Origin of the sequence: Ruegeria sp. HKCCD7303 (assembly GCF_013111185.1) — a bacterium.
GTDB lineage: Bacteria > Pseudomonadota > Alphaproteobacteria > Rhodobacterales > Rhodobacteraceae > Ruegeria.
This window is the reverse complement of record NZ_WVRE01000002.1, coordinates 967,021-993,880: the sequence shown is the minus strand read 5'-3', so window position 1 is coordinate 993,880 and position 26,860 is coordinate 967,021. Positions and strand designations below refer to the sequence as shown.

The 26,860-nt window shown below is 53.4% G+C and carries 26 protein-coding genes and 5 pseudogenes; 19 read left to right on the top strand and 12 right to left on the bottom strand.

Going from position 1 to position 26,860, the window contains the following annotated elements; genetic code table 11:
- Positions 1-43: 43 nt before the first annotated feature.
- The 4 genes from urtA to GS630_RS09520 form a co-directional block, all read right to left on the bottom strand.
- A complete protein-coding gene (gene urtA / locus GS630_RS09535; protein WP_171175039.1) occupies positions 44-1,318 on the bottom strand; it encodes an urea ABC transporter substrate-binding protein in 1,275 nt (424 codons plus the stop codon).
- Positions 1,319-1,604: 286 nt separating this feature from the next.
- Positions 1,605-1,991: a hypothetical protein gene (locus GS630_RS09530; protein WP_171236977.1), complete on the bottom strand. Its 387-nt coding sequence runs from the start codon at positions 1,989-1,991 to the stop codon at positions 1,605-1,607.
- A gap of 364 nt (positions 1,992-2,355) precedes the next feature.
- Positions 2,356-2,829, bottom strand: a complete 474-nt coding sequence (locus tag GS630_RS09525; protein WP_171619425.1) for a hypothetical protein — start codon at positions 2,827-2,829, stop codon at positions 2,356-2,358.
- A 54-nt stretch (positions 2,830-2,883) separates the two neighbouring features.
- A complete protein-coding gene (locus tag GS630_RS09520; protein WP_171619423.1) occupies positions 2,884-3,441 on the bottom strand; it encodes a hypothetical protein in 558 nt (185 codons plus the stop codon).
- A 90-nt stretch (positions 3,442-3,531) separates the two neighbouring features.
- On the opposite strand from GS630_RS09520, the gene GS630_RS09515 reads away from it, so the two are divergent.
- Entirely contained in the window at positions 3,532-4,098 is a 567-nt protein-coding gene (locus tag GS630_RS09515) for a Crp/Fnr family transcriptional regulator (RefSeq protein WP_171619421.1), read from the top strand.
- 270 nt (positions 4,099-4,368) lie between these two features.
- Complete coding sequence (locus GS630_RS09510; protein WP_171237003.1) at positions 4,369-4,704, top strand: YegP family protein; 336 nt, start codon at positions 4,369-4,371, stop codon at positions 4,702-4,704.
- Between the two features lie 88 nt (positions 4,705-4,792).
- Here GS630_RS09510 and GS630_RS09505 read toward each other — a convergent pair whose 3' ends face one another.
- The gene (locus GS630_RS09505; RefSeq protein ID WP_171237004.1) at positions 4,793-5,296 is read right to left on the bottom strand and encodes an Hsp20/alpha crystallin family protein; all 504 of its coding nucleotides are present in this window, start codon (positions 5,294-5,296) and stop codon (positions 4,793-4,795) included.
- Between the two features lie 366 nt (positions 5,297-5,662).
- On the opposite strand from GS630_RS09505, the gene GS630_RS09500 reads away from it, so the two are divergent.
- The 4 genes and pseudogenes from GS630_RS09500 (at position 5,663) to GS630_RS09485 (ending at position 9,114) form a co-directional block, all read left to right on the top strand.
- Positions 5,663-6,784: an adenylate/guanylate cyclase domain-containing protein gene (locus GS630_RS09500; protein WP_171711988.1), complete on the top strand. Its 1,122-nt coding sequence runs from the start codon at positions 5,663-5,665 to the stop codon at positions 6,782-6,784.
- Between the two features lie 861 nt (positions 6,785-7,645).
- Positions 7,646-8,039, top strand: a pseudogene (locus GS630_RS09495) (DDE-type integrase/transposase/recombinase); the annotation flags it as partial.
- 142 nt (positions 8,040-8,181) lie between these two features.
- The gene (locus GS630_RS09490) at positions 8,182-8,595 is read left to right on the top strand and encodes a cytochrome c (protein WP_171619417.1); all 414 of its coding nucleotides are present in this window, start codon (positions 8,182-8,184) and stop codon (positions 8,593-8,595) included.
- Between the two features lie 63 nt (positions 8,596-8,658).
- Positions 8,659-9,114: a co-chaperone YbbN gene (locus GS630_RS09485; protein ID WP_171619415.1), complete on the top strand. Its 456-nt coding sequence runs from the start codon at positions 8,659-8,661 to the stop codon at positions 9,112-9,114.
- Positions 9,115-9,310: 196 nt separating this feature from the next.
- Here the strand turns inward: GS630_RS09485 and GS630_RS09480 are convergent, their stop codons facing one another.
- The 3 genes and pseudogenes from GS630_RS09480 to GS630_RS09470 all read right to left on the bottom strand — a co-directional run.
- Positions 9,311-10,156 carry a universal stress protein gene (locus tag GS630_RS09480; RefSeq protein WP_171237015.1) on the bottom strand — a complete coding sequence of 282 codons (846 nt, stop codon included), beginning with the start codon at positions 10,154-10,156 and terminating at the stop codon, positions 9,311-9,313.
- A gap of 250 nt (positions 10,157-10,406) precedes the next feature.
- Positions 10,407-10,823, bottom strand: coding sequence for an Hsp20/alpha crystallin family protein (locus GS630_RS09475; RefSeq protein ID WP_171237016.1), 417 nt, complete (start codon positions 10,821-10,823; stop codon positions 10,407-10,409).
- A 214-nt stretch (positions 10,824-11,037) separates the two neighbouring features.
- Positions 11,038-11,436: pseudogene (locus tag GS630_RS09470) on the bottom strand (transposase); the annotation flags it as partial.
- Positions 11,437-11,501: 65 nt separating this feature from the next.
- Between GS630_RS09470 and GS630_RS09465 the strand changes: the two are divergent.
- The 10 genes and pseudogenes from GS630_RS09465 (at position 11,502) to GS630_RS09420 (ending at position 20,518) form a co-directional block, all read left to right on the top strand.
- Positions 11,502-12,209: an IS6 family transposase gene (locus tag GS630_RS09465; protein WP_171619413.1), complete on the top strand. Its 708-nt coding sequence runs from the start codon at positions 11,502-11,504 to the stop codon at positions 12,207-12,209.
- Positions 12,210-12,449: 240 nt separating this feature from the next.
- Positions 12,450-12,728, top strand: a complete 279-nt coding sequence (locus tag GS630_RS09460) for a hypothetical protein (RefSeq protein WP_171619411.1) — start codon at positions 12,450-12,452, stop codon at positions 12,726-12,728.
- Positions 12,729-12,837: 109 nt separating this feature from the next.
- Positions 12,838-12,990, top strand: a pseudogene (locus GS630_RS22380) (IS6 family transposase); the annotation flags it as partial.
- A 76-nt stretch (positions 12,991-13,066) separates the two neighbouring features.
- Positions 13,067-14,806, top strand: coding sequence for an acetate--CoA ligase (acsA, locus tag GS630_RS09450; RefSeq protein WP_171619407.1), 1,740 nt, complete (start codon positions 13,067-13,069; stop codon positions 14,804-14,806).
- On the top strand, positions 14,803-16,797 hold the full coding sequence (gene pdhA / locus GS630_RS09445; RefSeq protein ID WP_171619405.1) for a pyruvate dehydrogenase (acetyl-transferring) E1 component subunit alpha: 1,995 nt from the start codon (positions 14,803-14,805) through the stop codon (positions 16,795-16,797). Before acsA ends, pdhA begins: the two co-directional genes overlap by 4 nt.
- Position 16,798: 1 nt before the next feature.
- A complete protein-coding gene (locus GS630_RS09440) occupies positions 16,799-17,965 on the top strand; it encodes a dihydrolipoamide acetyltransferase family protein (RefSeq protein ID WP_171619403.1) in 1,167 nt (388 codons plus the stop codon).
- Positions 17,962-18,210 (top strand): acyl carrier protein, encoded by a 249-nt coding sequence (locus GS630_RS09435; protein WP_171236914.1) that lies wholly within the window; start codon positions 17,962-17,964, stop codon positions 18,208-18,210. The genes GS630_RS09440 and GS630_RS09435 overlap by 4 nt, the downstream gene beginning before the upstream one ends.
- A gap of 80 nt (positions 18,211-18,290) precedes the next feature.
- Positions 18,291-18,497, top strand: a pseudogene (locus GS630_RS09430) (IS6 family transposase); the annotation flags it as partial.
- A 483-nt stretch (positions 18,498-18,980) separates the two neighbouring features.
- Positions 18,981-19,595, top strand: a complete 615-nt coding sequence (locus tag GS630_RS09425) for a hypothetical protein (RefSeq protein ID WP_171175022.1) — start codon at positions 18,981-18,983, stop codon at positions 19,593-19,595.
- A complete protein-coding gene (locus GS630_RS09420) occupies positions 19,589-20,518 on the top strand; it encodes a hypothetical protein (protein ID WP_171175020.1) in 930 nt (309 codons plus the stop codon). Before GS630_RS09425 ends, GS630_RS09420 begins: the two co-directional genes overlap by 7 nt.
- Positions 20,519-20,526: 8 nt before the next feature.
- Here the strand turns inward: GS630_RS09420 and GS630_RS22585 are convergent, their stop codons facing one another.
- On the bottom strand, positions 20,527-20,775 hold the full coding sequence (locus GS630_RS22585; RefSeq protein WP_348540084.1) for a hypothetical protein: 249 nt from the start codon (positions 20,773-20,775) through the stop codon (positions 20,527-20,529).
- On the opposite strand from GS630_RS22585, the pseudogene GS630_RS09415 reads away from it, so the two are divergent.
- Positions 20,695-21,340: pseudogene (locus tag GS630_RS09415) on the top strand (IS6 family transposase). The gene GS630_RS22585 and the pseudogene GS630_RS09415 sit on opposite strands and share 81 nt — an antisense overlap.
- Before the next feature lie 340 nt (positions 21,341-21,680).
- Here GS630_RS09415 and GS630_RS09410 read toward each other — a convergent pair.
- Positions 21,681-22,700, bottom strand: a complete 1,020-nt coding sequence (locus tag GS630_RS09410; protein WP_171619401.1) for a hypothetical protein — start codon at positions 22,698-22,700, stop codon at positions 21,681-21,683.
- Between the two features lie 445 nt (positions 22,701-23,145).
- On the opposite strand from GS630_RS09410, the gene GS630_RS09405 reads away from it, so the two are divergent.
- Both GS630_RS09405 and GS630_RS09400 read left to right on the top strand, forming a co-directional pair.
- The gene (locus GS630_RS09405; protein WP_171175016.1) at positions 23,146-23,523 is read left to right on the top strand and encodes a nuclear transport factor 2 family protein; all 378 of its coding nucleotides are present in this window, start codon (positions 23,146-23,148) and stop codon (positions 23,521-23,523) included.
- Between the two features lie 88 nt (positions 23,524-23,611).
- The gene (locus GS630_RS09400) at positions 23,612-24,457 is read left to right on the top strand and encodes a universal stress protein (RefSeq protein ID WP_171619399.1); all 846 of its coding nucleotides are present in this window, start codon (positions 23,612-23,614) and stop codon (positions 24,455-24,457) included.
- An 82-nt stretch (positions 24,458-24,539) separates the two neighbouring features.
- On the opposite strand, the gene GS630_RS09395 is transcribed toward GS630_RS09400, so the two are convergent.
- Both GS630_RS09395 and GS630_RS09390 read right to left on the bottom strand, forming a co-directional pair.
- The gene (locus GS630_RS09395; RefSeq protein ID WP_171237308.1) at positions 24,540-25,103 is read right to left on the bottom strand and encodes a flavodoxin domain-containing protein; all 564 of its coding nucleotides are present in this window, start codon (positions 25,101-25,103) and stop codon (positions 24,540-24,542) included.
- Positions 25,104-25,403: 300 nt separating this feature from the next.
- Positions 25,404-26,588, bottom strand: coding sequence for a ferric reductase-like transmembrane domain-containing protein (locus tag GS630_RS09390; RefSeq protein ID WP_171619397.1), 1,185 nt, complete (start codon positions 26,586-26,588; stop codon positions 25,404-25,406).
- Positions 26,589-26,860 lie beyond the last annotated feature (272 nt).

Genomic DNA, 26,860 nt, shown 5'->3' with positions numbered 1-26,860 from the left:
GAGCCTCGGGGCACAACTCGTGCGCCCCGAGGAATTCAGGTTCTTAGTAGTTGGACTTGATCTGTACGCAGCTCTCAGTTTCGGTGTTGTACATACCGCAACCCAGCTGTTTCCAATCCGACACGAGAATGGCGGATTCAGGCAAATAGTCGGTCCAGGCGTCGCCCGGAACTTCTTCTGTCTGGCTGATGATGTCGAACTGACCGTCTTCCTGGATTTCACCGATCAGAACCGGCTTGGCCAGATGGTGGTTGGGCAACATCACAGCGGTGCCGCCTGTCAGGTTCGGGAATTCCTGACCGTACATGGCGGTCCGAACGGCGTCGACATCGGTGGTGTCGGCAGCAGTCGCCGCGTTCACCCACATATTGAAGCCGATGTAGTGGGCCTCCATCGGGTCGTTGGTCACACGGTCTTCACCCATGCGGGCTTTCCACGCTTCGACCCATGCCTCGTTCGCATCGCTTTCGGCCGACTGGAAATAGTTCCAGGCCGCCAGGTGACCGACGAGGTTGGTGGTATCCAGACCGGCCAACTCTTCCTCACCGACCGAGAAGGCGACAACCGGAATGTCGTCAGCCGAGATACCGGCGGCAGCAAGTTCCTTGTAGAAACCGACGTTCGCATCGCCATTGATGGTCGAAATCACTCCGACTTTCTTGCCGTCTGCGCCAAGCGCGACCACGTCGGCCACAATCTTGGACCAGTCCGAATGACCGAACGGCGTGTAGTTAACGAAAATGTCCTCTTCCGCGATGCCCTTTTGCTTCAGATAGCTTTCGAGGATGTTGTTCGTGGTTCGCGGATAGACGTAGTCGGTTCCCAGCAGCGCGAATTTTTCAACTTCCAGCTCATCCAAGAAGTAATCCGTGGCTGGGATCGCCTGCTGGTTCGGCGCGGCACCTGTGTAGAATACGTTTTTCGAGCTTTCTTCGCCCTCGTACTGAACCGGATAGAACAGCAGTCCATTCAATTCTTCGATTACCGGCAGGACGGATTTGCGGGAAACAGAAGTCCAGTTGCCAAAGATCACGTCAACTTCATGCACTGTCAGCAACTCACGCGCCTTTTCGGCAAACAGTGGCCAGTCCGAGGCCGGGTCTACAACGACGGCTTCAAGCTCGCACCCCAAAAGACCACCGGCTTCGTTTTGCTGTTCGACTAGCATTTCCATTGTGTCTTTCAGCGTCGTTTCCGAAATGGCCATGGTGCCAGACAACGAATGAAGGACGCCAATCTTGATCGGGCAATCGGCCAGTGCAGGCAATGAACTGGCCAACAGGACTGCGGCGGTTGTGGTGAGAAGTTTGGTGTGCATCAGCATTTCCTTTTATGCGACGCGCAGCAGGGTTGTTCGGGGCGCTTAAACGTCCCATATACCCACTACGCATAATTGCGGTGTGCGAGGGCGTCTTCAGGTTCCTAGGCCGGGCACCTTCGCACATGTTCCAAGCCGTCTTGCGGCACTCCATAGTGCTAGGATAGTTCTCCACAACACTCAGAGTCTCATGACCCGAGTTACTGGACAGATTGAGGGTATTGCCTGATTTTGCGGCAGCGCAGCATGTCTCGCTTAAAAATGCGGCAACGCAGCGAAGCGACTCTTATACACCGCCCAGGATCAACAGATTACACTGATCCAAATACTGCTTGGCGGTACGGCGCGCCGCACTTGCTTTCACCTCATCCGAAGCAAAGGTCGCGGTTTGCAGCAAACGTGCATGCGCGTGTTTGGAATTCACCCTGTGGCTTAGGACAAATTCTGCGTTGTCCGCTGTCGTAGTCGCTTCCAGCAATGAGATAAATCCGCCGCGCCGCAGTTCATAGTCCTGAGCTTTTGGATCGTTCAAAAGCCACGCGTGTTCCATTTCAGCCGAGAATCGCCCTGCACAACCCGCAAAGGACTTTACGATCCCACTTTCCGCATATAGCAACCCAGAAGACACCAGGGTGCACAGATTTGAAAGCAAAAGTGTTCTCAAAGCGCTCATAAAATAACCATCATCAATGGAATTGCGCCCGTCAAGGCAGCGCTCTGAAATTAACTGTGTTCAGTTTAGGGCTTACTTGAAATAGTATTTCCCGCCTTTTTCGAGCTCAGATTTGGTTAATCATAGCGGTTCCTCAATGAACGGCTGAGCTCGCCCTAAACTTCTGAAGAGGACGAGTTGACGCTTACTATCGGCTTCAAATAACTAAAGCGTCGCATTGGTTGGAAGTTTCAAAGTCTGAACTGAGACCCGCTTGAGACTCTCGATCCGCTAACCAAGACCAAGATTGAGCACGCTCAAGCAGTCGTTCACTCAAACCAAACGTGCTGCAATGCAGCTAACGACAGCTTTGTCCGCAAAGCGGTCAATTGCCTTCGGTCTCACAAACGAAGCCTGATGTTACGCTGACGCGGCTAGTATCGAGCAGAGCCCAATAGCCGCTTTGGATTAAGATTCCATCTGGAAGCATCACGAAAGTAATCACGCTAGCGCCGCGCTCGCCGAAGCTCTCTGACCTTTGGCAAGCATAAAAGCCGTTTCGTTGATCATTGCACTTGAGCAACCAAGTGCGTTCGATGTCGTGGTCATCCCAGGTAAAGACACCCTGATCACCGTCAATGCTATACGTGTGATTTGGCCTGTCAGGGTGAGTGCAGGACATCTCCAAAGACACTACCGCAGTACCAACAACCATCAGAGTGGTTGCAGGTAGAATGATCCGTTGAAAGGTTGACATGCGTCCACTGTGCATCGCTGCCGTTCCGCCTTGCAAGCTTTCTAAATCCGAAGGGCCGCTGGCGGCATCGGCCTTTGCTTTGAATGTCTGCTCCGTCCACACAGCAGACGTTCGCCCAAACTCTACGAGCAACCGCTTCGAGTCCAAAGCGGACGTTCAATTGACCTTTGGTCGCTGACGTATTCTCCGTATAGCGAACTCGACTAGTGCAATCAGCAAGGTGGTAAACACAATCGTCGAAAAGATAGCCTTGCTCACCGACGCCAAACTTGCCGCTGTAACCAGTGCTTCGGGAACGCCAAGACCGGCATTTAGCATCCAGACGATCAACCCATTCTCAGCATAGTCCGCGATTGCCGCAAGATAAGCTACAGCGGCAACGGCTCGATACCATCGAGCAGTCGAGCCAAAGGATTGCGACAACCAATAAAGCGAACTGGCGCTCGAAATCGCCAATAGAGCCGGGTACACCGTGTCCAGTGGAATTTGCATGGTAAGATAAACTCGTCGTCCTTCTTCTCCGAGTGCGGAAATGAGTGCCAGGGCATCAGCGTAGGAATAGCCGTTTGGGCGCATGTCGAATGCCCTAACCCCGGTGATCTGTTCAATGTCTACAAGCGAACCGAAGACCATAAGAAAGTAGACGAGCATCGCGGCGCACCAGAACAGCAGGATTCGTGAACCATGATGTGGGTAGGGAAGTGAGTTATTCATAGATGTTCTCCAACATTGACGATGCTGGACTATCAGTGCGCGGCCGGTTCAAGCATTATCATTTGATAACGTGAGTTAGGGGCGCATGGAGTGGAAATTCATCTGAAAACCATCGAAGAATTCATGATGGAACTCCCGGACAAAGATCGGGAGACACTGGTAAATGCATTCGAAGTTCGTAACTGGCCAATCGGAACTTACATGTCGAGCCAAGGTGAGCGAGACGAGAATGAGTATTTCCTACTAAGTGGACGTGCGCGAAGCGTAGTCACCGATGCCGAGGGTACGGAGGTAACCCTGAACCTGTACGCCGCTCCAATGGTGATAACGCCCAACATGGCCAGAACGTCAGTTGGATGTTCGTTGGTGGATATTGAGATTTTGGATGACGCCGTTGCTGCGACAATGCCAGCTGCGCAGTTGATGGACCTAATGGTGAATTTCGAAAGCATACGCGAATGGGGTAACAACTTAATGCGCGAGGAGTTGACCCGCAAAGTCGGACGCGAGTGGTGCCTTGCAGCATTGAGCGCGCGGCAACGTTTAGAGTGGTTTCGAAAGGTACACCCGGGGTATGAAGCGCTGTTTGCCCATTTCCACATTGCTTCATACCTGGGAATGACGCCCGTCACATTGAGCAGAGCTCGTAACAGGTGATTTCAGTCGAATATTCTTAGGCGAAGGCAGTCGTAGTTCGGAACCATTCACTCGCTAAGCAATGGCGGTTTTGTCCGGCACAGCAGTCGTTCACGTTTAGCCACCTAATGGCCGCTCCCAGCATGACGCTGAGGGTCTCCGACTCCCAAGCGCTTTGGTGCGATGTGCCGCGTAGAGTTGTTTGGCGGCAATTACCGGAGTTTCTTGCCAAAACGCCAAAATTAACCTCATTGTTCGCATGTGAACACACTGGTTGGGAGTTAATTTCTTATGGCGGGCAAGTTCGAACTCTACAAAGACAAAGCCGGGGAGTACCGGTTTCGGCTGAAGGCCGGAAACGGTGAGATTATCCTTGCCAGCGAGGGCTACAAACAAAAAGCCAGCGCGGAAAACGGGATCGAGTCAGTTCGAAAAAATGCTGCGATGGACGGCAGATTTGAACGCAAGACCGCATCTTCTGGGCAACCAATGTTCAATTTGAAAGCGTCGAACGGACAAGTGATCGGTACAAGCGAAACCTACAGCAGCGAAGCTGCTCGGGACAAAGGTATATCGTCTGTTATGACAAACGCGCCAGATGCTAAAATGGACGACCAGACGACATGACCAGGGGCGCTGCCCCCAGCCGCGCTTCGTTCTGAGTGTTCACGAAATCCGGCTTTGCGCTTGAAGCCGCTTGGGACTGGCTGGGCGGCTATTTCGAAGATACCTTGATTTTCCGGCTTGGTTCTTTTGGCTCGGTTTTGGGCATCGTGATGTGCAAAACGCCTTTGTCAAACTCTGCGCTGATGTTTTCGATGTCTACCGTGTCAGGCAACGTCATCGTTCGCGCAAAGCTGCCGTAGCTCCGCTCGCTAATGCGCAGATCGCCCTTGTCATCGTGTGTGACGTTTTTCTGACCGCGGATCGTCAGTCTTCCATCTTTGAGTTCGAGTTCGACGTCATCTTCTGACAGTCCAGGCAACTCGGCTGTCAATTCGATAGCCGTATCTGCCTCGGTGATGTCTATGGCAGGTGAAACCGCGCCGGTCATATCAAGCGACGGGAAACCAGTCCGTTGTGCAGCCGTCTCAAGTGGCGCGAATGGTGAAGCGCCTCCAAAGAAACGCGACATCATTGTTTCCATCTCCCGCCGAAAACTGTCAGTCAGCGGGTTTGTTCCAGTGAACAGTTGCGGTGACTTTTTGTCCTCAAGCATCTTCTGAACCTCCTCCTTTTCCACGATCAGAATGCAAGGAGATTCTACTAGAAACTGCGACGTTAGCTTTGATCTTGCTCAAAACAGAAGTGTCGCAAGAGAGCAGTCGGTTCGGCGAACAGCCGATCCAACAGTCCGAGAACACTGCACAGTCGCCAACATCTGCTTCGTCCGCAGAGCCGTCATTCAGGCCTAGTGCCGCGAGCGGCCACTCCGAGCCCAGAGCGGAATTTGAGAACACTGCGGGCAAGCCACCCGAGAGCAGATCGCATTCCTTCAATCTTCCCAAGCAACACTTTCGATTTGGGGTTTCGTGCTATGGTGATACTGCGAGCAGGAGACGTGGATGTGGATGCGGAGGCTCGAATGGCGGAAAATGCGTCGATCACACCAATTGAGAAGCTGGGTCCAGAGTACGAGGAAGCACTTGCGCTATCCGGACTCATTGACGATGTCGAAGACACCACGCCGCTCGAACCACGTAGATACAGGTACACCGAAGGTGAATCTATCTGCAGTGCCGGCGATACGGCAGAGTGTCTCTGGATTATCGTTAATGGATCTGTCGCCATTAAATTAAATGGACAAACTCTTTTCGTTCGGCGGCGAAACGAAGTGATCGGAGAACAACACTTGGCCGGCAACGGGTATCAACGTGTCTACGACCTTGTCGCAAACGAGAGTATTGTCGATGTTTTAGTTATTGATCGGACCAATATAGAGACACACCCAGAAGCGGGTATCATTTGGAGAAACATCGCAAAAATTATCTCGATCAAACTTCGAAACACGACTAGGAAGACTGCGTCTCTTAGCCGCCACTTGGCTGACGACACGCGCATTCTACACGCTTACACAAACCAGTACGCCTTAAGTCGCCGAATGCAGTCCGGGAGCGAACAACAAGCCGAATACCTCATCGAGCGGGCTATAATTTGGTTTTCCGACGTGGTCGGATTCAGCAAGTTCACATTGAATACGCCTCCGGAGCGCGTCGCCGACATCGTTCAGCGCTTTTTCAACGCACAAACGTCCCCCGTCCTCGATCGAGGCGGACACATAGATAAGTTCATCGGTGACGGGTTGATGGCGTTTTGGGTGATGAAGGGCAAAGTCGAAGACGCCTCGTCAATCTGTTCGGACGCTGTTCGTGCCGCTGAGCAATCGGTAAAGAACGTTAATGAGATTAGAATAGGAAACGAGCCTTTGGCCCTCAGAATTGGCCTACATATCGGGCTGGTCGTGAGTGGAGATTTCGGTTCTGCAACACGACATCAGTTCACGATGATTGGGACAGAGGTTAACAAAGCAGCGCGGCTTGAACAGATCCATTCCGAAGACATACTGGACGGCCATAGTAAGCTTGGAAGCATCCGTGTCAGCCGAGAGTTCTGGAACGAACTCGACACAGTCAGCCGTAAGAAGTTCTCAAAAAAGTTGACGGCACGGGCGAAAAATATCGGAGTAATGGAACTTTTCACGAACTGATGCTGGCGCTGTAGCACACTAGACGGCCCGAAATAGCTCAAACTTGCGAAGCCCAATGACCGCATCGTCTGCAAGGCAGACGATTAACTAAATCTGTGAAATTACTAAACCGCACTCAAGGCGTGCCTTCCGAAACGAAAATCGCACAGCGTAGCGACTTATGTTAGAATTGGTGATGATATAGCCCGACAAAGTGTCAAAATAGGCCGCTAACCTATGTTCAGCACGCGCGGTATCCTCCCAATTGGAGAACTCTATGGTTTGCAATCCCGCCCCGCCGAAAGCCGTCCATGTTCCCGATTTTCATGCGATTGCAACTTGTCCTTTTTGCCGCGAACAGCGGATCGTTTCCTACCACGACCTAAAGAGTTCAAGTCGAGCGATTGATGGAACCGCTGAATGGGTTTGTGAGCTTTGCAAAGGTACCAAGCGAAAAGCGACGCCCAGCCAACCGCATACGTAGTCGAATGCACTAACGCTACTCAATCAGCTTGAAATACGAGTATCGGCATTCCTTGATACGTGGGAAGAAAACAAAAAGACACTTAACTTTTTAACCGACTTCTTCGCAGACCCGGTCGCTGAGATCGTCAACGCTGAACAACCAACATTCCGCTGGTTGGTCCGATTTGATTGGTCCGAATTTACCTGGCAGCACCGGTTCCTAAATGGTTGGCCAGACAACTCACAATGCGCCCTTTAGGCGGCGCAACGCAGTACTTCGAAATGAAAAGTGTTCTTTGCTTCAACGACTTCAGCTATGTAAAACGGTGGAGGTGGTTTAAGCATGTGTTTCTCATCACAAGCCAGTTTTGTAGCCGGTGCAGCGATCATTGCCTGCAGTGGTCTTACGATACGTTTGAAGTGTTGGAAGCCGTTGTCACCAAACGCCGAAACAAAACTGCAGCTTCAAATTTTCTGAAGAAATTGATGAAGCGACGCGGTTGTGCGGAGGAAATAGTCACAAACCTCTTCGCATCCTACAAGGCGGCGCTCAGAGATTTGGGTGCTCTCGAAAAACAGCTAAAAGGGCCGTAGGCTCAACAACCGGGTAGAGAATTCGCATCTTCCTCTCCGGCGACGAGAACGCGCCATGCAATGCTTCAGGCGCATGCGAAGTTTGGAGAAATTCGCATCCGTTAACCCCTCTATCTGAAGCCACTTCAACTAAGAAAGATCGCTCGCCAGCCGAGACACTTTCAAGCTGGCACGTAACGCTGCTCTCGCCGAGTGGCGCGAACTTGGTGCAACTTAAAGGGCAGCTATATTGGCCTAGCTGAGTCTGGTTTGAATATGTCTGACAGCACCTAAGCCGTGATTAGTCAATTGACCGGGATCAAAGTACTGGTTGAAAAGAAACGTTAACTTTGATGCACCGTTTCGGAAAGATCACTCGTATGAAATATTGGCTGCTTATGGTTCCTCTTCTTTTGATGGGAACCACTATAGAAAAAACAACTACCGGAAAAACGCTGTACTTGCAAAACTGCGTGTCTTGTCATGGTGTTGATGGAAAGGGCGATGGGCCTGTGGCTGCGCGTTTGAGCACACCGCCGCCAGACTTGACGAGAATTGCAGCGCGGCGCAACGGGGTGTGGCCCGCTCTTGAGATCATGGAGATACTGAGCGGGTATTCCCGCAACATTCTCCCGCGAGAGGATATGCCGATTATCGTCGACCTTTTGGACAATGAAATGAGTGAATTCGATCGAGGCAATGGTGAGCCAATCCTAATGCCCACTAAGCTGATCGCGATCGCAAATTACCTTGAGGCACTGCAGGATCCCACTCCAAAGTCTTATCTTCCCTGAAGAAATATGGAGCTGAGCGAAAGGCTAATTATTGATGAACAGAAGGATAAGGGGGATTAGCATATGAGTTTGAAGCTTGCTTGTCTCGCCTGTGGTCAGGGAAATAAGGTTCCGGAAGGCCGTCTGCGCGCTTCTCCCAAATGTGGAAAATGTGGTGCCATGCTCGTGCCCCGGGCTCCCATCGATGTCTCTCTCGACGTTTTACAGAAGGCGGAACGTATCGACGACGTTCCATTGATTGTGGACTTTTGGGCCGCATGGTGTGGGCCTTGCCGCATGATGGCGCCAGAGTTCGCCAAGGCCGCTCAGGCGCTCAAAGGTAGCGCGCGCCTCGCCAAGCTCGATACTGAGGCATTTCCGACGGCGGGAGCCCGGTATGGCATCCGCGGCATTCCACTTCTGATTGCCTTCCAAGGTGGCAAAGAAATCGGACGGCGGACTGGCGTGATATCCGCAAGCGACATAGCAGACTGGGTCGGCACAAGCACCGGCACGACACTTGATGGACATGCGCAATGAGCGATGATCCTTGCTAGGTTTTGTCAGAAGCACTTGGCTTGATGCGGAGCAGGGGGCTTTCGTAGCCTCAGCTTATGAATAAAAGATCGCCATTAAAGTACTACAAAACCAACCACGAGATCATTCGTCTGGCCGTTAACCAGCAGGTTTGTCCGCAGAGTGCTCGTTCAAAAAAGCGGATCCCGCTGGGGGTTTCTCAGTGGGCGAGGAAGACCGGTAACTTGGTTTGTTCGACCATCGACCGGGTCGTTCCGCCCAAAACAGTCTGGATCATCCGGGCCTGACCGTATGCTCCCATCACGATCAGATCTGAGCCGGATTCCGCCGCGCGGTCCTGAATAACATCGGCGACGGAGCGTCCACCGCTGGGATACTGTGACAAGGTTACCAAGCATCCATGATGGCTGAGCCATGCGGCCACATCGGTTCCGGGATCCTGCCCGTCACGGTTAACCGTGGTCACAGGGTCGATACATCCTATAATCACCTCGCGCGCGTCCAGCAGATGCGGTAGGGCGGCGTGAACTGCTGCAGACGCGGCCTCGCTGCTGTCCCAGGCGACAAATATGCATTCGGAATTTCGTGCTAGGTTGGCATTGATCCGAAATCCGATCGGTGAGTGGAACAAAACGCCGGATGCCGCTTCGGTCATCAGATCGCGGGTCTCCCGCAGACTTTGAGAAAAGATCGCCTCATCGCTGACACGGGCAAAACGCGCAACGACATGTTTGGTATCCATGCTTGCAGTAAGGACAGCCTCAACCTCCCCCGACGCATTTCTCTGTGCGAGCAGCTGTTCAATGATATCACACCTGAATTTGAGATTAGCTTGCGTGGAGGCTAGGGTCTCCTTCCAATCGTCCGGAATATTCAGCCCGCCATATGGCGGAACCGAGTAGGAATATGCAGGCAAGGCGGGGGCCATATCAAGCATAAGACAAAGCAAATGATGGTCCTCTCTTGCGGCCATTTCCGCAACCTTGCCGATCTCGTGGTCCTCGGTTTTTACATTCATAACAAAAAGTATGGTTCGGCGTTCCATAGGGGTCTCCGTTGAAGTTTGGCGCCAGTCGGAGGCCTTCAACTGTATCATGAATTGTATTTCGGCCACACGCTTTTCGCCGTCGTATAGAATTCTAGCCTGTCAATTCTCCCATGCACTTTGGGAGAGAGGCGCTGACACGGAAAGCGGCAACATTGTCCGCGTTGTGGTCAAGGCCATATTTTCTTCCAGCGTCTGCTAGCTCACGAAGCAGTCGTCCCATTGAGTGTAACGTTCAAGTTGTATCGCCCTAGGATCTGCGGATCTGCACCTTGGTACCTTCCGACTTTTTCGGTGCGACCTTAGGAATAGTGATGGTCAGCACTCCATCCTTTAAGTGTGCGTCGACACTGCCAGCATCCGCGTCCGGCGGCAGCCGAAAAGACCGACTGAATGAGCCATACTGCCTCTCAGAGAAGAACCATGTCTCACCTTTCTCTTCGCGCTCTGTCTGCTTTTCGCCCTTCAGCGTTACAACACCGTCATGAACACTCAAGTCGATGTCTCCTTCAGCCACCCCTGGCAGTTCGACGCTTATACGGTAAGTGTCTTCCGATCCTGAGGCCTCTGATGCGGGGGCCAACCATTCGGATACATGCGTCCCCGCCTGCCGAAGAGGTTCATAAAGCGAAGGCCAGAAGCCACTGGTGTGAGATTTCTCAACCATTTCCGGGTTCTCCTCTTTGATAGGTTGGAGAGATATTGAGCTGGTCGCCGTTCCACGTCCTTGATGCGGATCAAAAGGGCTTGGCTGCAATGTCCGCATAGCGGTCACTGATGTACTGCGCAGCGAACGTCTGCACCGAGCCGATTCTTTGGAAAAACAACGTGTTGCTGGTGCAGAATGGGGTAACCCGAGCACGGCACGAACGCCTTTCTGATCAGGCTTTTCGCGATTGCTGCGGCGCGGGAAAGATCTTGGCCAATTTGCGGAGGTTCTGGGCGGTGGCGGCGAGGAGGAATTCGTCATTGGTACCACATGGTCCGCGTAATCGGAGCCGTCCCAAGCCGAGAATGCGTTTGAGGTGGGCAGAGAGCATCTCGACTTTCTTTCGGAGCTTCATTGAGATCTCGTATTGGCGTGTTTTGGCGATTTCGCGGGCGACCTGGCGAGCGTCTTCATGCTCTTCGCGGGTGATTTTGCGCGCATCGGCATTAGGGCAGCATTTGGCTTTTGATGGACAGGCCTCGCAAACGTCTTTCAGGGCGCGGTAGCGGCCCGTGCCCTTGCCAGTTGGCCCTCGGTTTGGGTCAGAATAGTTGCGGCGGAACTGCTTGAGTTCCTGGCGGCCTTGTCAGAATAACTTTGCTTGAGCAGGGCAAGGTGCTCTCGTAGCCTTCGCGCATGATTAAACAGTCGCCATTTAAGTACTTTAAAACCAGCCCCGAGATCATCCGCCTTGCTGTGAAGCTGTACATCCGTTTCCCGCTCTCGCTTCGGAATGTCGAAGACTTGTTGCACGAGCGAGGCATAGACGTGAGTCACGAAACTGTCCGGTATTGGTGGAACAGGTTTGGCCCAAGGTTTGCTGCTGAAATCCGAAGAAAGCGTGTTCAGCAATTGAGAGCATACTCCAAATGGAAGTGGCATGTGGACGAGGTTTTCGTGAAGGTGAGTGGCAAGCGGCATTATCTTTGGCGGGCCGTCGATCATGAGGGCGAAGTGCTGGAAGCCGTTGTCACCAAACGTCGAAACAGAGCTGCAGCACTGAAATTCCTCAAGAAATTGATGAAGCGGCACGGAAAAGCGAACAACTTCGTCACGGATCGCTTCGCATCGTACCGGGCCGCTCTCAGAGAGCTTGGCGCTATCGAAAAACAGCAGACGGGCAGGTGGCTCAATAACTGCGTTGAGAATTCGCACTCGCCGTTCCGACGACGCGAACGCGCGATGCAACGTTTCAGGCGCATCCGAAGTTTGCAGAAGTTCGCTTCCGTCCATTCCTGCGTCTACAACCACTTCAATCAGGAAAGATCGCTCAGCAGCCGAGACTCCTTCAAGCTGACACGCACCGCTGCTCTTGCCGAGTGGCGTCAACTTTGTTCCGAATAGCTTCGCAGTTTCAGCGGCAAACTGAGACTAGCTAGAATTCGTCTGACAGCACCATTTTTAGTGTGGTTCAGCGGTGGCTTTCTTGGATCAGAAATCATTAGTCAAAAAGTCCATGAGGGGTCCGCATCGGTCGCCCAGTTGTTGTTATATCCAATCCAGCTTGACCAGCGACGTTTGAGCCAAATCAATGTGCTGCGTCGATCGGATTGTTAATGTTCTTTCATTGGGAGGCAAAGAACCATGATTTCGGCTGAAGATATCGAAGACATGTCCGCGCTCACGAGGGCAGAGATCGACGCGCTCGCTGAACACGAGCATTTCACCACATACGACGCCGCGCTAATGGGGAATTACCTTATGCAAATTCACCACGGGCCGCAAAAAGTACATGAAATGATCTGCGACGATATTCGCGCTGCAATGCATGCTGACGATATTCAACATGCGAGGGCTCTCTTCACCGTTTTGCGAGGTTTTCTGACTGAGAACCCTCAGGCCGCGCGGGGCGCGAGCAATTAAAGGGTCTTGTCAGAATAACTTGGCTTGAGCAGGGCAGGGCGGTTACGTAGCTGGTCTTGTCAGAAGAACTTTGCTTGAGCGGGGCAGGGCGGTTGCATAGCCTTCGGACATGACCAAACCTGCCTCCTTAAAGTACTTCAAAACTAGCCCTGAGATCATCCGCCTTGCGGTGATTCTGTACATCCGATTTCCGCTCTCGCTTCGAAATGTCGAAGATCTGCTGCACGAGCGCGGGATCGATGTCAGCCATGAAGCCGTCCGCTATATTGCGCGCTTTGATTTGAGTCATTGCTTTCCCCCAGACCTCCCCACCAGACTTTCTGCGGGAGGATGTAGCAATGAGCATCATTGGGAAATCACCCGAAGAGCGCGCCGCTGCGTGTTGGCAACCAACCTCGGATGCCCTAGAGCAGCCGACAAACGACCTTGGCCGCGGACTTCTCACAGGTTTGCCAGATGGCTCGATCAACATCGGGTTTGAAGCTGTCGATCGCCATGTAGCGCAGGGGCATGGAGACCATACTGCCCTGATCTGGCTATCCAAGGAGGGAGCGCAGCAAACGCTCAGCTATGGAGATCTCGCAGCCATGTCGTCGCGGTTTGCAAATCTGCTCTACGACCACGGACAACAAAAAGGGGACCGCGTCTTTGTCGCGATGGGGCGGCGGCCTGAGCTTTATGCTGCGGCCCTTGGCACTTTAAAGGCCGGGATGGTCTTTACGCCACTCTTTGCCGCCTTTGGGCCAGAACCCCTGAGAACCAGGATGGAAATCGGCGATGCCAATGTTCTGGTCACGACTAAATCACTCTACAAACGCAAAATCGCATCGTGGCGTCAGGAAATGACGTCGCTGCGTTTGGTCCTCATCGTTGGCGACGAAGCTCCTGATGATTGCGTCGCTCTGGCCCCGGCATTGCAAGAGGCCTCGACAGAATTTCTGGCTGCCCACACACAGACGGAAGACCCGGCATTGATTCACTTCACCTCGGGTACCACCGGGAGGCCAAAAGGTGCGGTTCACGTGCATGGCGCAGTTCAGCACCACGCGCTCTCGGGTCGATACGCGCTCGAACTGCAGCCCGGCGTGACCTACTGGTGCACCGCTGACCCGGGCTGGGTCACCGGAACGACCTACGGGATTATCTCACCACTGGTGAACCGCGTGACGATGATCGTGGACGAGGCAGAATTCAATCTCGAACGCTGGTATGGGATCGTTGAAAGGGAACGCGTTGAGGTCTGGTATTCAGCCCCAACAGCCATCCGCATGATGATGCGCGCTGGCAGTGAGGCCGCACGAGGGTACAACTTCAGTGCTCTGCAGTTTCTTGCAAGCGTCGGTGAGCCTCTGAACGCCGAAGCCGTGGTCTGGTCCAACGAGGTATTCGGTCGTCCGTTCCACGACAATTGGTGGCAGACAGAAACCGGGGGCATCATGATTGCCAATACTAGAGCGCATGACATCAAGCCTGGATCGATGGGCAAACCCCTGCCTGGCGTTGTTGCTGGCATTGTGGAACCAGACAACGGTGGCTTGCGGGAATTACCGGATGGCGAGATAGGAGAGCTTGCTCTGCGACCGGGCTGGCCCTCGATGATGCGGGACTATCTTCACGAACAGGCGCGGTACGAAAAATGCTTCAATGATGGTTGGTACTTGTCAGGCGATCTCGCGATGCGGGACAGTGATGGGTATTTCTGGTTCGTCGGTCGAGCCGATGACCTAATCAAAACGTCGGGCCATCTGGTCGGCCCCTTCGAGGTTGAAAGTGCGCTGATTGAGCATGAAGCCGTCGCCGAGGCCGCTGTGATTGGTATTCCAGACGAGACAGCGGGCGAAATCGTCAAAGCCTTCGTGACCCTGAATTCCGGCCAAACCGCGGATGAGGAGCTAGAGCGCGACATTCGCGGCCTTGCCCGCAAACGGCTTGGAGCGGCTGTGGCCCCCCGCGAGATCGTTTTCCGAAATGCCCTTCCCAAGACCCGCTCTGGCAAGATCATGCGCCGCCTTTTGAAGGCGCGCGAACTTGGTCTGCCAGAAGGTGACATCTCTACATTGGAGACGGACGAGAAATGACCACAAGCAAACCAAGACTGGACCGCGACCATGTGAAACGCTTGCTGAGTGACATGATCCGTATCCGACGTTTCGAAGACAAATGTGCGGAGCTATACACTCAGGAAAAAATTCGCGGCTTCCTGCACCTCTATGATGGAGAGGAAGCGATTGCCGCTGGGATTATCCCGCTCTTGTCGGACAAAGATCGCGTCGTCGCCACGTACCGAGAACACGGACATGCGCTGATGCGCGGCGTCTCAATGTCCTCGGTCATGGCCGAAATGTATGGCAAGGCCGAAGGCTGCTCGGGCGGACGCGGAGGTTCGATGCACCTGTTTGACGCCGCCACGAGCTTCTATGGCGGCAATGCCATTGTCGGTGGCGGTCTCCCCTTGGCTGCGGGGCTGGCTCTAGCCGAACGGATGCGCGGCGACACGGGCGTGACGGCCTGCTTCTTTGGCGAAGGCGCCGTGGCCGAGGGCGAGTTCCACGAGACTCTTAACCTCGCGGTACTGTGGCGGCTACCTGTTCTTTTTGTTTGCGAAAACAATGGCTACGCAATGGGAACGGCCCTGGCTCGCTCCGAGTCTGAGACCGATGTCAGCCGCAAGGCCGCCGCTTATGGGATCGAGGCGCGTGTGGTCGATGGCATGGACATTGTCGCGGTGGAAGTGGCCGCAACACAGGCGCTGCAGGAAATCCGCGAAACGGGAAAGCCAGTCTTTCTCGAATGTAGAACTTACCGTTTCCGGGCGCATTCGATGTTTGATGCCCAACTTTACCGACCAAATGACGAAGTTGAGGAATGGCGTAAAAAGGGGCCAATTCTGCGCTTCCAGTCATGGCTCATAGAGAATAGGCTGATCCACGAAGAAGACATCCGGGAGTTCGAAAAGCAAGCCGATGCCGAAATCGACGAAGCCGTAGCCTTTTCCGAGGCCGGAACCTGGGAGCCTGTGTCGTCGTTAACTAAGGACGTAATGGCGCCATCCGCAACAACTGTTGAGGCCTCTTCCCCTACCGGTGAGCTGGTCGAGACGACCTATCGCGAAGCCGTTAGGGCCGCGATTTCCGACGCCATGACTCGCGATCCCCGTGTCTTCCTCATGGGCGAGGACGTCGGTGCATATGGCGGATGCTATGCCGTCTCCAAAGGTCTGATGGACAAATTCGGCGCGGACAGGTTGCGTGACACGCCGCTTTCCGAGTCAGGCTTCACCGGGGCTGGGATCGGCGCTGCATGTGCCGGGATGCGCCCCATCGTTGAACTGATGACCGTCAACTTCAGCCTTTTGGCACTCGACCAGATTTTGAACACTGCAGCCACCCTCCGGCACATGTCCGGAGGGCAGTTCGGCGTACCGGTGGTCATCCGTATGGCGACCGGGGCGGGCAAGCAACTCGCGGCCCAGCATTCCCGTAGCCTTGAAGGTTGGTACGCTCATATTCCGGGACTTAAGGTCCTCGCGCCTGCGACGCTGGAAGATGCGCGCGGCATGCTTTGGACCGCTCTGCAGGATCCCGATCCAGTCCTGATCTTCGAAAACGTTATGCTCTACAATCTGAGCGGTCAAATCGACTCGGGCGCAGGCCCTGTCGACATTTCCCGCGCAGCTATTCGCAGGCCGGGCAAAGACCTGACGCTGATTACCTATGGCGGGTCGCTCCACAAGACATTAGAGGCGGCAAATTCGCTTGCCTCAGAAGGGATTGGCGCTGAAGTCATCGACCTGCGCTCGCTACGTCCGCTTGACGACGAAACAATCATGGGATCGGTTGCCCGGACGCGCCGCGCCGTCATTGTTGACGAAGGATGGCGCAGCGGCTCGCTGGCAGCTGAAATCTCGGCCCGGATCACCGAACAGGTCTTTTGGACGCTCGATGCCCCAGTTGGAAGGGTGTGTTCGGAAGAAGTTCCGATCCCTTACCCGAAACATCTGGAAGACGCCTCGATACCGCAGGTTCCGGCGATTGTCGCGGCGGCCAAAAGTGTGATGGGGCAAAGCTGACATGAGTATCTTTCGGATGCCCTCGCTCGGTGCGGACATGGAGGCCGGTACGTTGGTCGAGTGGTTGATTCAGCCAGGGGACGAGGTGCACCGGGGGGATGTCGTCGCCGTGGTAGAGACACAGAAAGGCGCCATAGAAATCGAGAGCTTTGAAGCCGGGGACGTCTCAGAATTACTGGCGCAAGTCGGTCAAACCGTTCCTGTGGGAGAGCCGCTAGCCCGTATAGGAGAGGAGACGCCGGAAGTGTCAGCGGTTTTGCCAGACCCGGCCGACACTGCGCCTCCATACATTCCATCGCTTGGCCCTGATGTGCAAAAGGTCTCGGCCACGCCGCCCAGACCGACGGCAGTTGTGGCAGCCAGCCCGGCGGCCCGCGTTGCAGCACGACATGCTGGCCTGAAGCTGTCTGAACTCCGAGGCGGCGGCCCGGATGGGGCAGTTGTTTTGGCCGATGTCGAGATCTTCGCGAAAAACGCGGCCAGTTCCAAACAAGCCACGGACGGCCTATCCGAAATGCGCAAGGCGGTTGCCGCAGCGATGACGCGCGCAAAGCAGGAAATTCCACATTTCTACGTCTCGCACACGATCGAAACTCAGGGCCTATCTGAATGGCTGGCCGCTCGCAACAAGGACCGGCCCCCGGCAGAACGGATATTGCTCGGCGCGGCCATCGTGAAGGCCGCCGCCCTCGCAGCGCAGGCCGTCAAATCGCTGAACGGTCATATTGTGAATGGAGAATTTGTCCCCTCTAGCGAGATCAATACAGGAGTCGCCATCGCACTCCGTGGCGGCGGGCTGGTCGCCCCAGCGCTCCTCAATGCAGACCGTATGTCCCTTGAGGAGGTCATGGAAGGGATGCGTGATCTGGTGACCCGTGCTCGTTCTGGACGATTGCGTAGTTCAGAACTGACCAGCGGAACGCTCACTATTTCCAGCCTTGGTGAGAGTGGTGCCGACAGCATGACGGGAGTGATTTTCCCTCCTCAGGTCGCCCTCTTGGCGGTCGGTGCCCCACAAATCCGCCCTTGGGTGGATGGGGAGAAAGTTGCCCCCCGTGAGGTCACCAACTTTGTGCTCTCTGCAGACCACCGCGTTTGCGACGGCAGGCAGGCCTCAAAATTCCTTACAGTGTTGGCCGATAAGCTTTCGAGACCGGAGGAACTATGAACGATAGTGAGATTAGACAGGCTTTTCTGGAGGAAATCCACAAAATCGCGCCGGACATAGAACCGGCGGATGTGTCTGATGATGACCATCTGCAAGATGATCTGGAACTCGACTCGATGGATATTCTGAACCTTGTGACGGCCCTGCACGCGCGCTTAGGCGTGTCGATACCTGAGACCGACTATGCCCAGATCGAAACGCCGACCAAGGCGCTTAAGTACTTCGCTTCTAGACACGGGCCATGATTCAAAAAGCCAATTACGTTGAAGGTTTTGTCAGAAGAACTTGGCTTGAGCAGGGCAGGGCGGTTGCGTAGCTTTTGCCCATGACCAAACCTACCTCTTTCAAGTACTTCAAAACCAGTCCCGAAATCATCCGCCTTGCTGTGAAGCTGTACATCCGTTTCCCGCTTTCGCTTCGAAATGTCGAAGACTTACTTCACGAACGCGGGATCGATGTCAGCCATGAAACTGTCCGCTACTGGTGGAATAGGTTCGGTCCGATGTTTGCTGCTGAGATCCGAAGAAAGCGTGTTCAGTAGCTGCGCGCGTTGCCAATACATGTAATTGGCGAACTGACGGGTTTGAAAACCAGCGACTTCCAAGCATTTGATGTTGCAGGTGGTGAATTTGAAAGCATGGCCGCACGAAGAGAGGTAAACGGACCAGAAGATCTGGGCCTCTGATCAACAACATTCTGGAACAGCGATAAACGTGAGGGAAAAGTTCGCGCTAAACAACTGTTTTGGATTAAAAAAATTTAGCTCAGATTTTGCTGGTGAATGTTGGGGCGAGGGGCGGCTACGGAGACCCAACAATCAGGTGCGACCCGGATCAGAAGCGTTTCAAAGGGATTTTGAAGGCTGGCAGACGCACGTTTAGTAAACCCACAGCATTCAATAGAAATCGATTTGACACGTCTCCGCGTGTACCTTCCTGCAGAAGACTGATGGGCCGAGTTTTGGTTTCGAGCGCGCGCTGTGGTATGATTTCGTATTCAGATACGGGATTATGGTATGTTCGAAGGATTGAACCCCATTATCGTTTTCCGTATGTCCGAACGTCTGCTGCTGACCGCAATTGTTATCGTCGTGGCATTGGTCGTGCTCGTCGGCTTCTGGAAAACTGTGCAGCGAGTGACGCTGAAGGATGGCGGTTCGCTTGGCATCACGGGTTCAGTGGCGTTGTCTACGCCGGTCTTCGCACTGTTGGCGGTTATTCTCTACGCCTGGGTAAGCTTGTCGCACCCGATTTCCTACAGCGCGCCACCTCCTGCTAGTGAAGCCGTTTCCGGGCAGACCGCCGCTTTGGAAGCAACTGCTCCGGGTCAGTTCACGGGCGCGGTCAACACCCAAACGCATGACATCGCCGCGGCTGGGGTCAGCAGCTACGCGCGCCAGCGTGTCCGCCACCAGATTTGGACGCTCAACTGCCTGGCGGCCTCGACCACCGTACGTCCACCTGCGCAATCTGAACTGACAGAAATCAAGCTGAAGCTCATGCGAGAAGTTTGGGACAGCAATTGGGGTGCCGTGCTTCAGTTCGAAAACTGGGCGCGCAATCCCAACCTGGGCACCAATCCGACACCGGAAGCGATTGAATTCTTTGATGGAAAGCACACCGGATGCTAAAGAAGGTCTTTTTCCTTTGGATTGTCACCGCGGGTTTTTCGACAGCCGAGGTCGTCTACAGCCCGGCAGAAATTCAACGTGTTCGAGAACGTACGGTCCCTTCGATCCAGTCTGTGATGTGGCAGGATATCGTGCCTCGCCTGCCATCCGAGTACAGAGCCCGTGCCAGCGACGTAAAATTGATATTTCCCGAACGCGGTCCGGGCCTGATGTCGTTCTATGCGGCACCTGCGAGGCAGGAGATCCATTTGCCGCTGACATCTTTGCGCTTCTATGACGACATCGCGACGTTGCACGCCTGGTTTGAGTCCCGCTCATGTCCGCAAGAGTACATTCAGACCTACCTGGCGGCGCTGCTTCGAGCCGATGAAAACCTGCCTGCGCCACTCGTCGCGTTTGGGCTGGATCGAGACAAGTTGTTCGCTGACAATTACACCTACGATCTCAGCGGAAAGATCTTTTCGTCAGGTGTGCAGTTTCTTTTGGCACATGAATTGGGGCATATCCTGCTTGATCATCGCACTGGGGTTGAGGGTGCAGAGAGTCAGCGGCAGGAAGCCGAGGCGGACACCTTTGCGCTTGATCATTTCGCGCGGCTGGGCGGCAATCCGATGGGCATCTTCTGGTACTATCAGGCTGCCTGGTGGCACGACCCGGCAAGCGAGAAAGGGCGGCGGGAGAATTCACATCCCGTTTCGGCAGAGCGTATTCGGGCGATGGCCACGAGGCTGATGGATAACCCAGGCGAATTCGCACATGGAGAGGCCGATCCTGCGCGTGAAGCCAATTTAATCTCTCAGCTAGGGATGATGACCGCGGCCTTCGCTGATCTAATAGATGACGACAGTTTCCTGAATTGGATCGCGCCTGCGATGTTCAATGATTTTCCAGTCTCCAACTTGCGCAACTCATGCCCGCATTAGGTGCTTTTTTAGAACTGGTCGGTATGCATAAAATTTCGTGGGGGCTTCGGAGCCAGAATGGTTTTGTCAGAAGAACTTTGCTTGAGCGGGGCAGGGCGGTTGCGTAGCATTTGCCCATGACCAGACCTGTCTCTTTCAAATACTTCAAAACCAGTCCCGAGGTCATCCGCCTTGCGGTGATGCTGTACTTCCGATTTCCGCTCTCGCTTCGGAATGTCGAAGATCTGCTGCATGAGCGAGGCATCGACGTAAGCCACGAAACTGTCCGATATTGGTGGAACAGGTTTGGCCCGATGTTTGCATCAAAGATCCGAAGAAAGCGTGTTCAGCACCTGCGCGCCTTCTCCAAATGGAAGTGGCACGTGGACGAGGTCTTTGTGAAAGTGAATGGCAAGCGGCATTATCTTTGGCGGGCCGTTGATCACGAAGGTGAGGTGCTTGAGGCCGTCGTTACGAAGCGTCGAAACAAAGCCGCAGCACTGAAATTCCTCAAGAAATTGATGAAGCGGCACGGTTGCGCCGAAGAGATCGTCACAGATCGCTTCGCTTCCTACAAGGCTGCGCTCAGAGAAATGGGCGCGCTTGAAAAACAGCAGACGGGCAGGTGGCTCAAAAACCGCGTCGAGAATTCGCACCTGGTTTCGACGACGCGAACGCGCGATGCAGCGTTTCAGGCGCATGCGAAGTCTACAGAAATTCGCCTCCGTCCTTTCCTCTGTCTACAACCACTTCAACCAGGAAAGATCGCTAGCCAGTCGAGACACCTTCAAGCTGACCCGCGCCGCCGCTCTTAGCGAGTGGCGTCAACTTTGTTCCGGATAGGTCCGCGGTTTCCGCAGCAAACTGAGACTGGTTCGAATTCGTCTGACAGCACCGCCACTCATACCTGTCTCACTTCAGTTGTGTATTCTGATCCGGAATTGTACCGCAATTCCCGCGAGTGTCTTGCCAGAAAAACTTGTCTTGGGACAGAACAGGTGCCTTTCGCAGCCTTCGCGCATGATTGAGCAATCGCTATTCAAGTAATTCAAAACCAGTCCAGAGCTTTTAAGGGTGATAATCTGGCTCCGGTATTGACCAGGTATTTCGGTTTGTTCGAAGAGGCTTAATGCTGCCTCGATGAACTGTCAGAGACCGGGTGGCATTCCTCCGACAACATGGATTAGACAGCAAGCGGAGCTATTCCACCTGCGAATGAAGCCAAAATTGGTGCAACGATTGCCAGCCCTGTGCGCAAGATCTCACCCACACCTTCTTTCAACCCGTGCGCGGTTTTCCAGTCTTCGATATCAAAGCTCTGTTTGTTCATTTCACCTTTGCTTACCATGAGGCTAAGGTTTTTAATCCTGCTATCCAAAATCAGTGCGACCGGAAGGTAGAAACTCAGCATAAGCAGACAAAAATAAGTTCCGGTAAATAGCGCCGATGCTGTGATGAGCGAGTTGTACGCGGCTTTTTCAGTTTCGGAGATCAAAGGCAGAGGCCAATACATCCAGCTCGACGCAAAGAACATTCCAAAGGTCAGAACCAGACTGGACAAGTATAGCTGCTGCCGCATCTGGTGAAGGCTTCTGGCTAGTTCTGCAGCTGTTTCTTCAACACTTTCGTGATCACTGCTCGCCAGGCACAGGATCATACCAACTATCAGTGAACCGACCGCAAGTCCGGCGAGCGCGTTGATGATATCCAACACCCGCATAAACATTGTAAAAACAGGTATCTCTCCGCACGTGCCCAAAAGCCATTGATCGTCAGGTTCTAAACACCCTGGCAGCGTTCCAAGTGACAGCGCCGTTTCGAAGACAGCTTTCCCGACCTGGTGGTAAATTCGAGGTGTGGCCGAAGTCATATATTGTTCGATTGTTGGAACCACCGCTAGGGTGAATATGGCAAGTACCGTGGCAATCGCAGTAATTCTTGTTTGTTGCGCCATTGGTTTTGCCAAGTTGCGGACAAGCAGAGCCACTGCCAACACGGCAAGAGACGCAAAAAACCAAGACGCCGCAAGAAACCGAAATCGGCCAACGGCTTCCAGCCACGTAACTTCATCATTCAGTATTTCGAGCGGCACGTTCAAATCAGTTGCAATCAGATGATGGTGGATCAGCTCATGCAAACCGAAAATCAAAACCGGCACCAATGCTATTGAAAAATAACGCAGTTCTACACGACTGTTAGACAAGTCCGACCTCTTGCGTTGCTGAAAGTAAAAAAGGAAACCATAGCACATATTGCTGCTGTCGGCACCGATCTCGGACTCGATTACCTGAGGGACCTTTGTTTCAGAGGCTAAAGGGAAACTTTTTTGCTCGCTTTTCAGCTCGAATTATTTGATTGGCGGTCTTGCCGGAGGAACTTGGATTGAGGCGGGCAGGGTGTCCGCAACCATTTCAATCGGAAAGGATCGTTCTGCAGCCGAGACACTTTCAAGCTGACTCGTGTCCCGCGATCACTTAGTGGCGCGGTCTTCGTGCGACCAAAAATTCAGCCGTTTTGCCCTAATTGAGCCTAGTTCGCGTTCGTCTGGCAGCACCCACGTGACAGCTCCGTCGATAAGCTCATTGATCCTTGTCAAGATTGGCGGGGTCAACGCGTGTTACAGTCTGTGCCAAAGCAATGAGGTGGATATGGAAGACTTAGTTGAAATCGGAAGATCATTCGTTCAGGCCATGCGTGAGCGCAGGGGCCTTGCAAGTGTTGATGAAATGTATGCCGAAAATGCACAGTCGATAGAGGCAGTTGTGCCTCCTGTTCGACAATTTCGCGTTACAAAGGGCCGGGAAGGCATCAAGGGAAAAAGAGAAGATTGGTTGGCATCGCACGAAATACAAGAACTCGACGTGGATGGTCCTTACGTCCACCCACCCAACCGTTTTGGAGTGCGGTTCAGGGCTGAAGTGGTTCAGAAGGCCACAGGTGAGCATATAACCTTGCGTGAGATAGCGGTGTATTCAGTGGCAGAAGGCAAGATCGTTCTCGAAGAGTTCTTCATGATGCCGAAGTAAGAAGAACGATCAGCAATATTGCCTCTGTGTTGATTGAAATAGCGCGTTCAACCCCTGAGCGTTGTGAAGCCTAGTACGGAGGCCAAGGATGCAACACAGAACTTCGACGTATTATCTGGGAGTTAATACGGACGATGCGCGCATTTTGGAATGTGCCGAAGCAGCACGTAACCAGAACGGTCATTTGACGTGTATTTTGGTTGCCGCTTTACCCAACCTACCTTACCTAAAGTATGGCTCAAACAGGTTCGTTGAGGCCGGCCTTCCTTCAAACTGGTTGGATCTTCTGAAGGCTAAAAACGTAGCCTTAAAGTCTCGAGCTGCTGAGGTTGAAGCGCTTCTGGAGCGACAAGGTGTGTCGACAAAAGTAATCGCCTTTATCGGATCTGGATTAGAGTTACAGCACCTTGTGGCACAGCAAGCCAATAGCTCGGATATCGCTTTTCTAGACGCCGAATTGAGAAAAGACCCCGACTTGTTTCATAGGATTGCGTGCGGAGTACTGTTCCATTCACCAATCGCCTTGATGGTAAATGGGGATCCGTTTGTCCGGCGCGACTGCATTTTTCTGGCATGGAATGATGGCTTGCCTGCCTCTAGGGCTGCGCATTTAGCTTTACCCTTTCTTCGCGCAACCAGCAAAGTTGTGATTGGGTGTTTTGATTTGCCGCCGCCTGACGACTTAGAAGGTCAAGTGCGCGGAACTGACATTGCTGGATGGCTCAGCCATCATGGGTGCAACGTGACCGTGTCGCAGTTCCCGCGTGGCGGGAATTCAATCGAGCACTGCATTCAAACGCGCGCGCGAGAAATTGGGGCCGACCTGGTTGTGATGGGCGCTTATGGGCATTCCTATATGCGTGAATCAATTTTTGGAGGAACGACGCAAGCAATGTTAGAGCAGACTGGGATGCCAGTGCTTTTCGGGCACTGAAAATACAAGCCGACGACTGAAATTTAGCTGGGCAGCCACAGCTTGCAGTCTTTTTTGTGAAATGCGGGGCAGTTGATGTTCTTTAAGACTTAACCTGCGATTGATGCTGGTCTGCCTGACCTTTTTCACTCAGGAAATCCAACACAATTGACGTGAGTTCCTCCCAATCAGTGAATTCCCGCGCCCCATCTCGTGGATCGATTTTCCGCCCCAGCAAAACAACGTGTCGGAGGATTTCTCTCTCAAAGTACCCATAGTTTTCGGGCCTCACCGCACCCGCAATCAAAGCGGTAGCGTCAGGTTGGAAACCTGTTCGCAACAGCATTTCGGTAAGATAGTCGCGCGCTTCTTCACGACCCGAAGCAAATGCTGCTTTCAGACCAACGGACAGCACAAGAGATTTTCGTTTCTCTAAGGTATCCCTGTGTGAGGAGATAAAAGCCTCGAATGACTCGGGGTGCCGTCGCTCGTGGACAGGAGCCAGAAGAATGACCTTGACCACATCACCCAGTGACACGCGGTCGGACATTTTGTCGGTATTGACCAGATTTGTGTTGAAACCGGCTTCCTTGGCAATTTTACCGACGAACCGCGCGATCTTTGCGGTCTGACCTTCGACTGTAGCGAAGGCTATGAGTACGGTCATTCCGATCCTCCCATAAATCGGCCTGAATAGATCCTAGAATATGAATGAATGGTGCGTGTTTGCCCTTGATCTCAATCAAAAGCGTTTTCCGGATCAATGAGGTGGTGTTGTGGCACATTTTTTCTGCGCTCAGTACGGCGTGAACAAAGACGCTTTGTGATGGCTTAGTTCAGCCACTCAACGCTAAATGGTCTGCTTTGCTATCGCAGAGAAAAGGCCAAAACAGCGAAGCAAATTAAAGTATTGATGACCCAGAAAGCCAATCTTAATCGTCGCCGCGCAGTTTGGTTTCTGAACCGATCAATCATAGTCGAACCTTTCGGACAGAATCCGCTCTGACGAAGCTCCTCGGGCGATCAGGTGTTCTTCGACACTGTCCATCATTGCAGTTGGGCCGCAGAGCACAAACAGCCAGTTCTCAAAATGCTCCGAGGACAAGTTGCGGTCCAAAAGAGGACCGTCGATCAAACCTGTTTCTCCTTGCCAATCCTTTGGGGGTTCGGAAAGAACAAACACTGCGTCCTCTTTGGACAGCTCCTGGCGATAAACAATCTGTTCCTCGGTCCGGTTGCCATAGATGAGCTTTAGATCGTGTTGTGTTCCGGTAAGCCTGACTTGACGCAGAATGCTCAGCATCGGTGCTATCCCGACACCACCTGCGATCAGAACGACGCCTTTCTCCGGCCTGTTTTTAATCGACAAGTTTCCGTGAGGGGCGTCCAGATATGCGTGGGTCTGCAAAGTGATCTGTCCGAGATTGCGTGTGAAATCCCCAAGCTCTTTTATGACAAATGAAACTTCGGGGTCGTCGGCTGGTGCTGAACTGATTGAAAATGGGTTCTCGTTTAACGAGAAAGCACTGTGGCCGACGTTGAGCCAGGCAAACTGACCTGCTTCGAAGTTTATTCCTTTGTGACCATCGGGCTTGAGGCGCAATTCCCATTGCCTCGGTGTCAGTCGAGACACAGAAGTGACGCGCCACGGGTTTTTCCTCTGACGCAAAGGGCGAACCAGATAGACATATAGAAGAGTTCCCACCGCAACACTGCTCAGTGCCAGCCAGAAATAGGTCAGTGACGGATGTCCGCCGTAGCGTCCGGCATACACCGTATGGTGCAAAAGCAAGCAGGCCAGCACTAAGGCGCCCAGTCCGTGCAAGAAGCGCCATGTCTCGTACTTGTATTCAAGGGATTTGCGCGCAATCGCCGAGACGACCAGTATGAACAGCAAGAAGTAAGCCCCGATACCCGATGCCAGGGTGGAAAGGTCGGTTGTAATCGTCAGTTGATGCGTCACGTCCCAAGGGCGGTGTCCACCAGTGGGTGTACCCTGATACAGAAGCGGATGTATCAAAGCAAAGCCCAATGCGGTGCGCGCCATCAGTTGATGCACTCGCATTGTCACATCCATACCCAAACCGGAAGAAATGAATCTAAACCTTCCAGACAGCAGGAATTCCACCAGGATTATTGAAAAAGCAAGCATTCCAAGTCCGGAAGCAAGCTCTTGATGAAAGGACCGCGGGGACCAGCCCAAAAAACCAGAAATACCCAATGGGGCTAGGATCAGCAAAACGTAGACCAGTACCAAGAACGGCCATTTCATACGGATTTGCTCCGCGGTTTTATAAGTGGGCAACTCGAACTCATTAAATTCAAACGGTAGGCGGACCTGTGAATCCGATCAAGACTTCTGAAATTATTCGTTCCTGTGGGGCGACGGGGCTGTCTGTTGGCGGGCTGTTCTTCATTCATCAA

Coding starts and splice junctions, on each gene's coding strand:
- urtA (WP_171175039.1), bottom strand. CDS start 1,318: ATGCACACCAAACTTCTCACCACAACCGCCGCAGTCCTGTTGGCCAGT.
- GS630_RS09530 (WP_171236977.1), bottom strand. CDS start 1,991: ATGAGCGCTTTGAGAACACTTTTGCTTTCAAATCTGTGCACCCTGGTG.
- GS630_RS09520 (WP_171619423.1), bottom strand. CDS start 3,441: ATGAATAACTCACTTCCCTACCCACATCATGGTTCACGAATCCTGCTG.
- GS630_RS09510 (WP_171237003.1), top strand. CDS start 4,369: ATGGCGGGCAAGTTCGAACTCTACAAAGACAAAGCCGGGGAGTACCGG.
- GS630_RS09505 (WP_171237004.1), bottom strand. CDS start 5,296: ATGCTTGAGGACAAAAAGTCACCGCAACTGTTCACTGGAACAAACCCG.
- GS630_RS09500 (WP_171711988.1), top strand. CDS start 5,663: ATGGCGGAAAATGCGTCGATCACACCAATTGAGAAGCTGGGTCCAGAG.
- GS630_RS09490 (WP_171619417.1), top strand. CDS start 8,182: ATGAAATATTGGCTGCTTATGGTTCCTCTTCTTTTGATGGGAACCACT.
- GS630_RS09485 (WP_171619415.1), top strand. CDS start 8,659: ATGAGTTTGAAGCTTGCTTGTCTCGCCTGTGGTCAGGGAAATAAGGTT.
- GS630_RS09480 (WP_171237015.1), bottom strand. CDS start 10,156: ATGGAACGCCGAACCATACTTTTTGTTATGAATGTAAAAACCGAGGAC.
- GS630_RS09475 (WP_171237016.1), bottom strand. CDS start 10,823: ATGGTTGAGAAATCTCACACCAGTGGCTTCTGGCCTTCGCTTTATGAA.
- GS630_RS09465 (WP_171619413.1), top strand. CDS start 11,502: ATGATTAAACAGTCGCCATTTAAGTACTTTAAAACCAGCCCCGAGATC.
- GS630_RS09460 (WP_171619411.1), top strand. CDS start 12,450: ATGATTTCGGCTGAAGATATCGAAGACATGTCCGCGCTCACGAGGGCA.
- acsA (WP_171619407.1), top strand. CDS start 13,067: ATGAGCATCATTGGGAAATCACCCGAAGAGCGCGCCGCTGCGTGTTGG.
- pdhA (WP_171619405.1), top strand. CDS start 14,803: ATGACCACAAGCAAACCAAGACTGGACCGCGACCATGTGAAACGCTTG.
- GS630_RS09440 (WP_171619403.1), top strand. CDS start 16,799: ATGAGTATCTTTCGGATGCCCTCGCTCGGTGCGGACATGGAGGCCGGT.
- GS630_RS09435 (WP_171236914.1), top strand. CDS start 17,962: ATGAACGATAGTGAGATTAGACAGGCTTTTCTGGAGGAAATCCACAAA.
- GS630_RS09425 (WP_171175022.1), top strand. CDS start 18,981: ATGTTCGAAGGATTGAACCCCATTATCGTTTTCCGTATGTCCGAACGT.
- GS630_RS09420 (WP_171175020.1), top strand. CDS start 19,589: ATGCTAAAGAAGGTCTTTTTCCTTTGGATTGTCACCGCGGGTTTTTCG.
- GS630_RS09405 (WP_171175016.1), top strand. CDS start 23,146: ATGGAAGACTTAGTTGAAATCGGAAGATCATTCGTTCAGGCCATGCGT.
- GS630_RS09400 (WP_171619399.1), top strand. CDS start 23,612: ATGCAACACAGAACTTCGACGTATTATCTGGGAGTTAATACGGACGAT.
- GS630_RS09395 (WP_171237308.1), bottom strand. CDS start 25,103: ATGACCGTACTCATAGCCTTCGCTACAGTCGAAGGTCAGACCGCAAAG.
- GS630_RS09390 (WP_171619397.1), bottom strand. CDS start 26,588: ATGCTTGCTTTTTCAATAATCCTGGTGGAATTCCTGCTGTCTGGAAGG.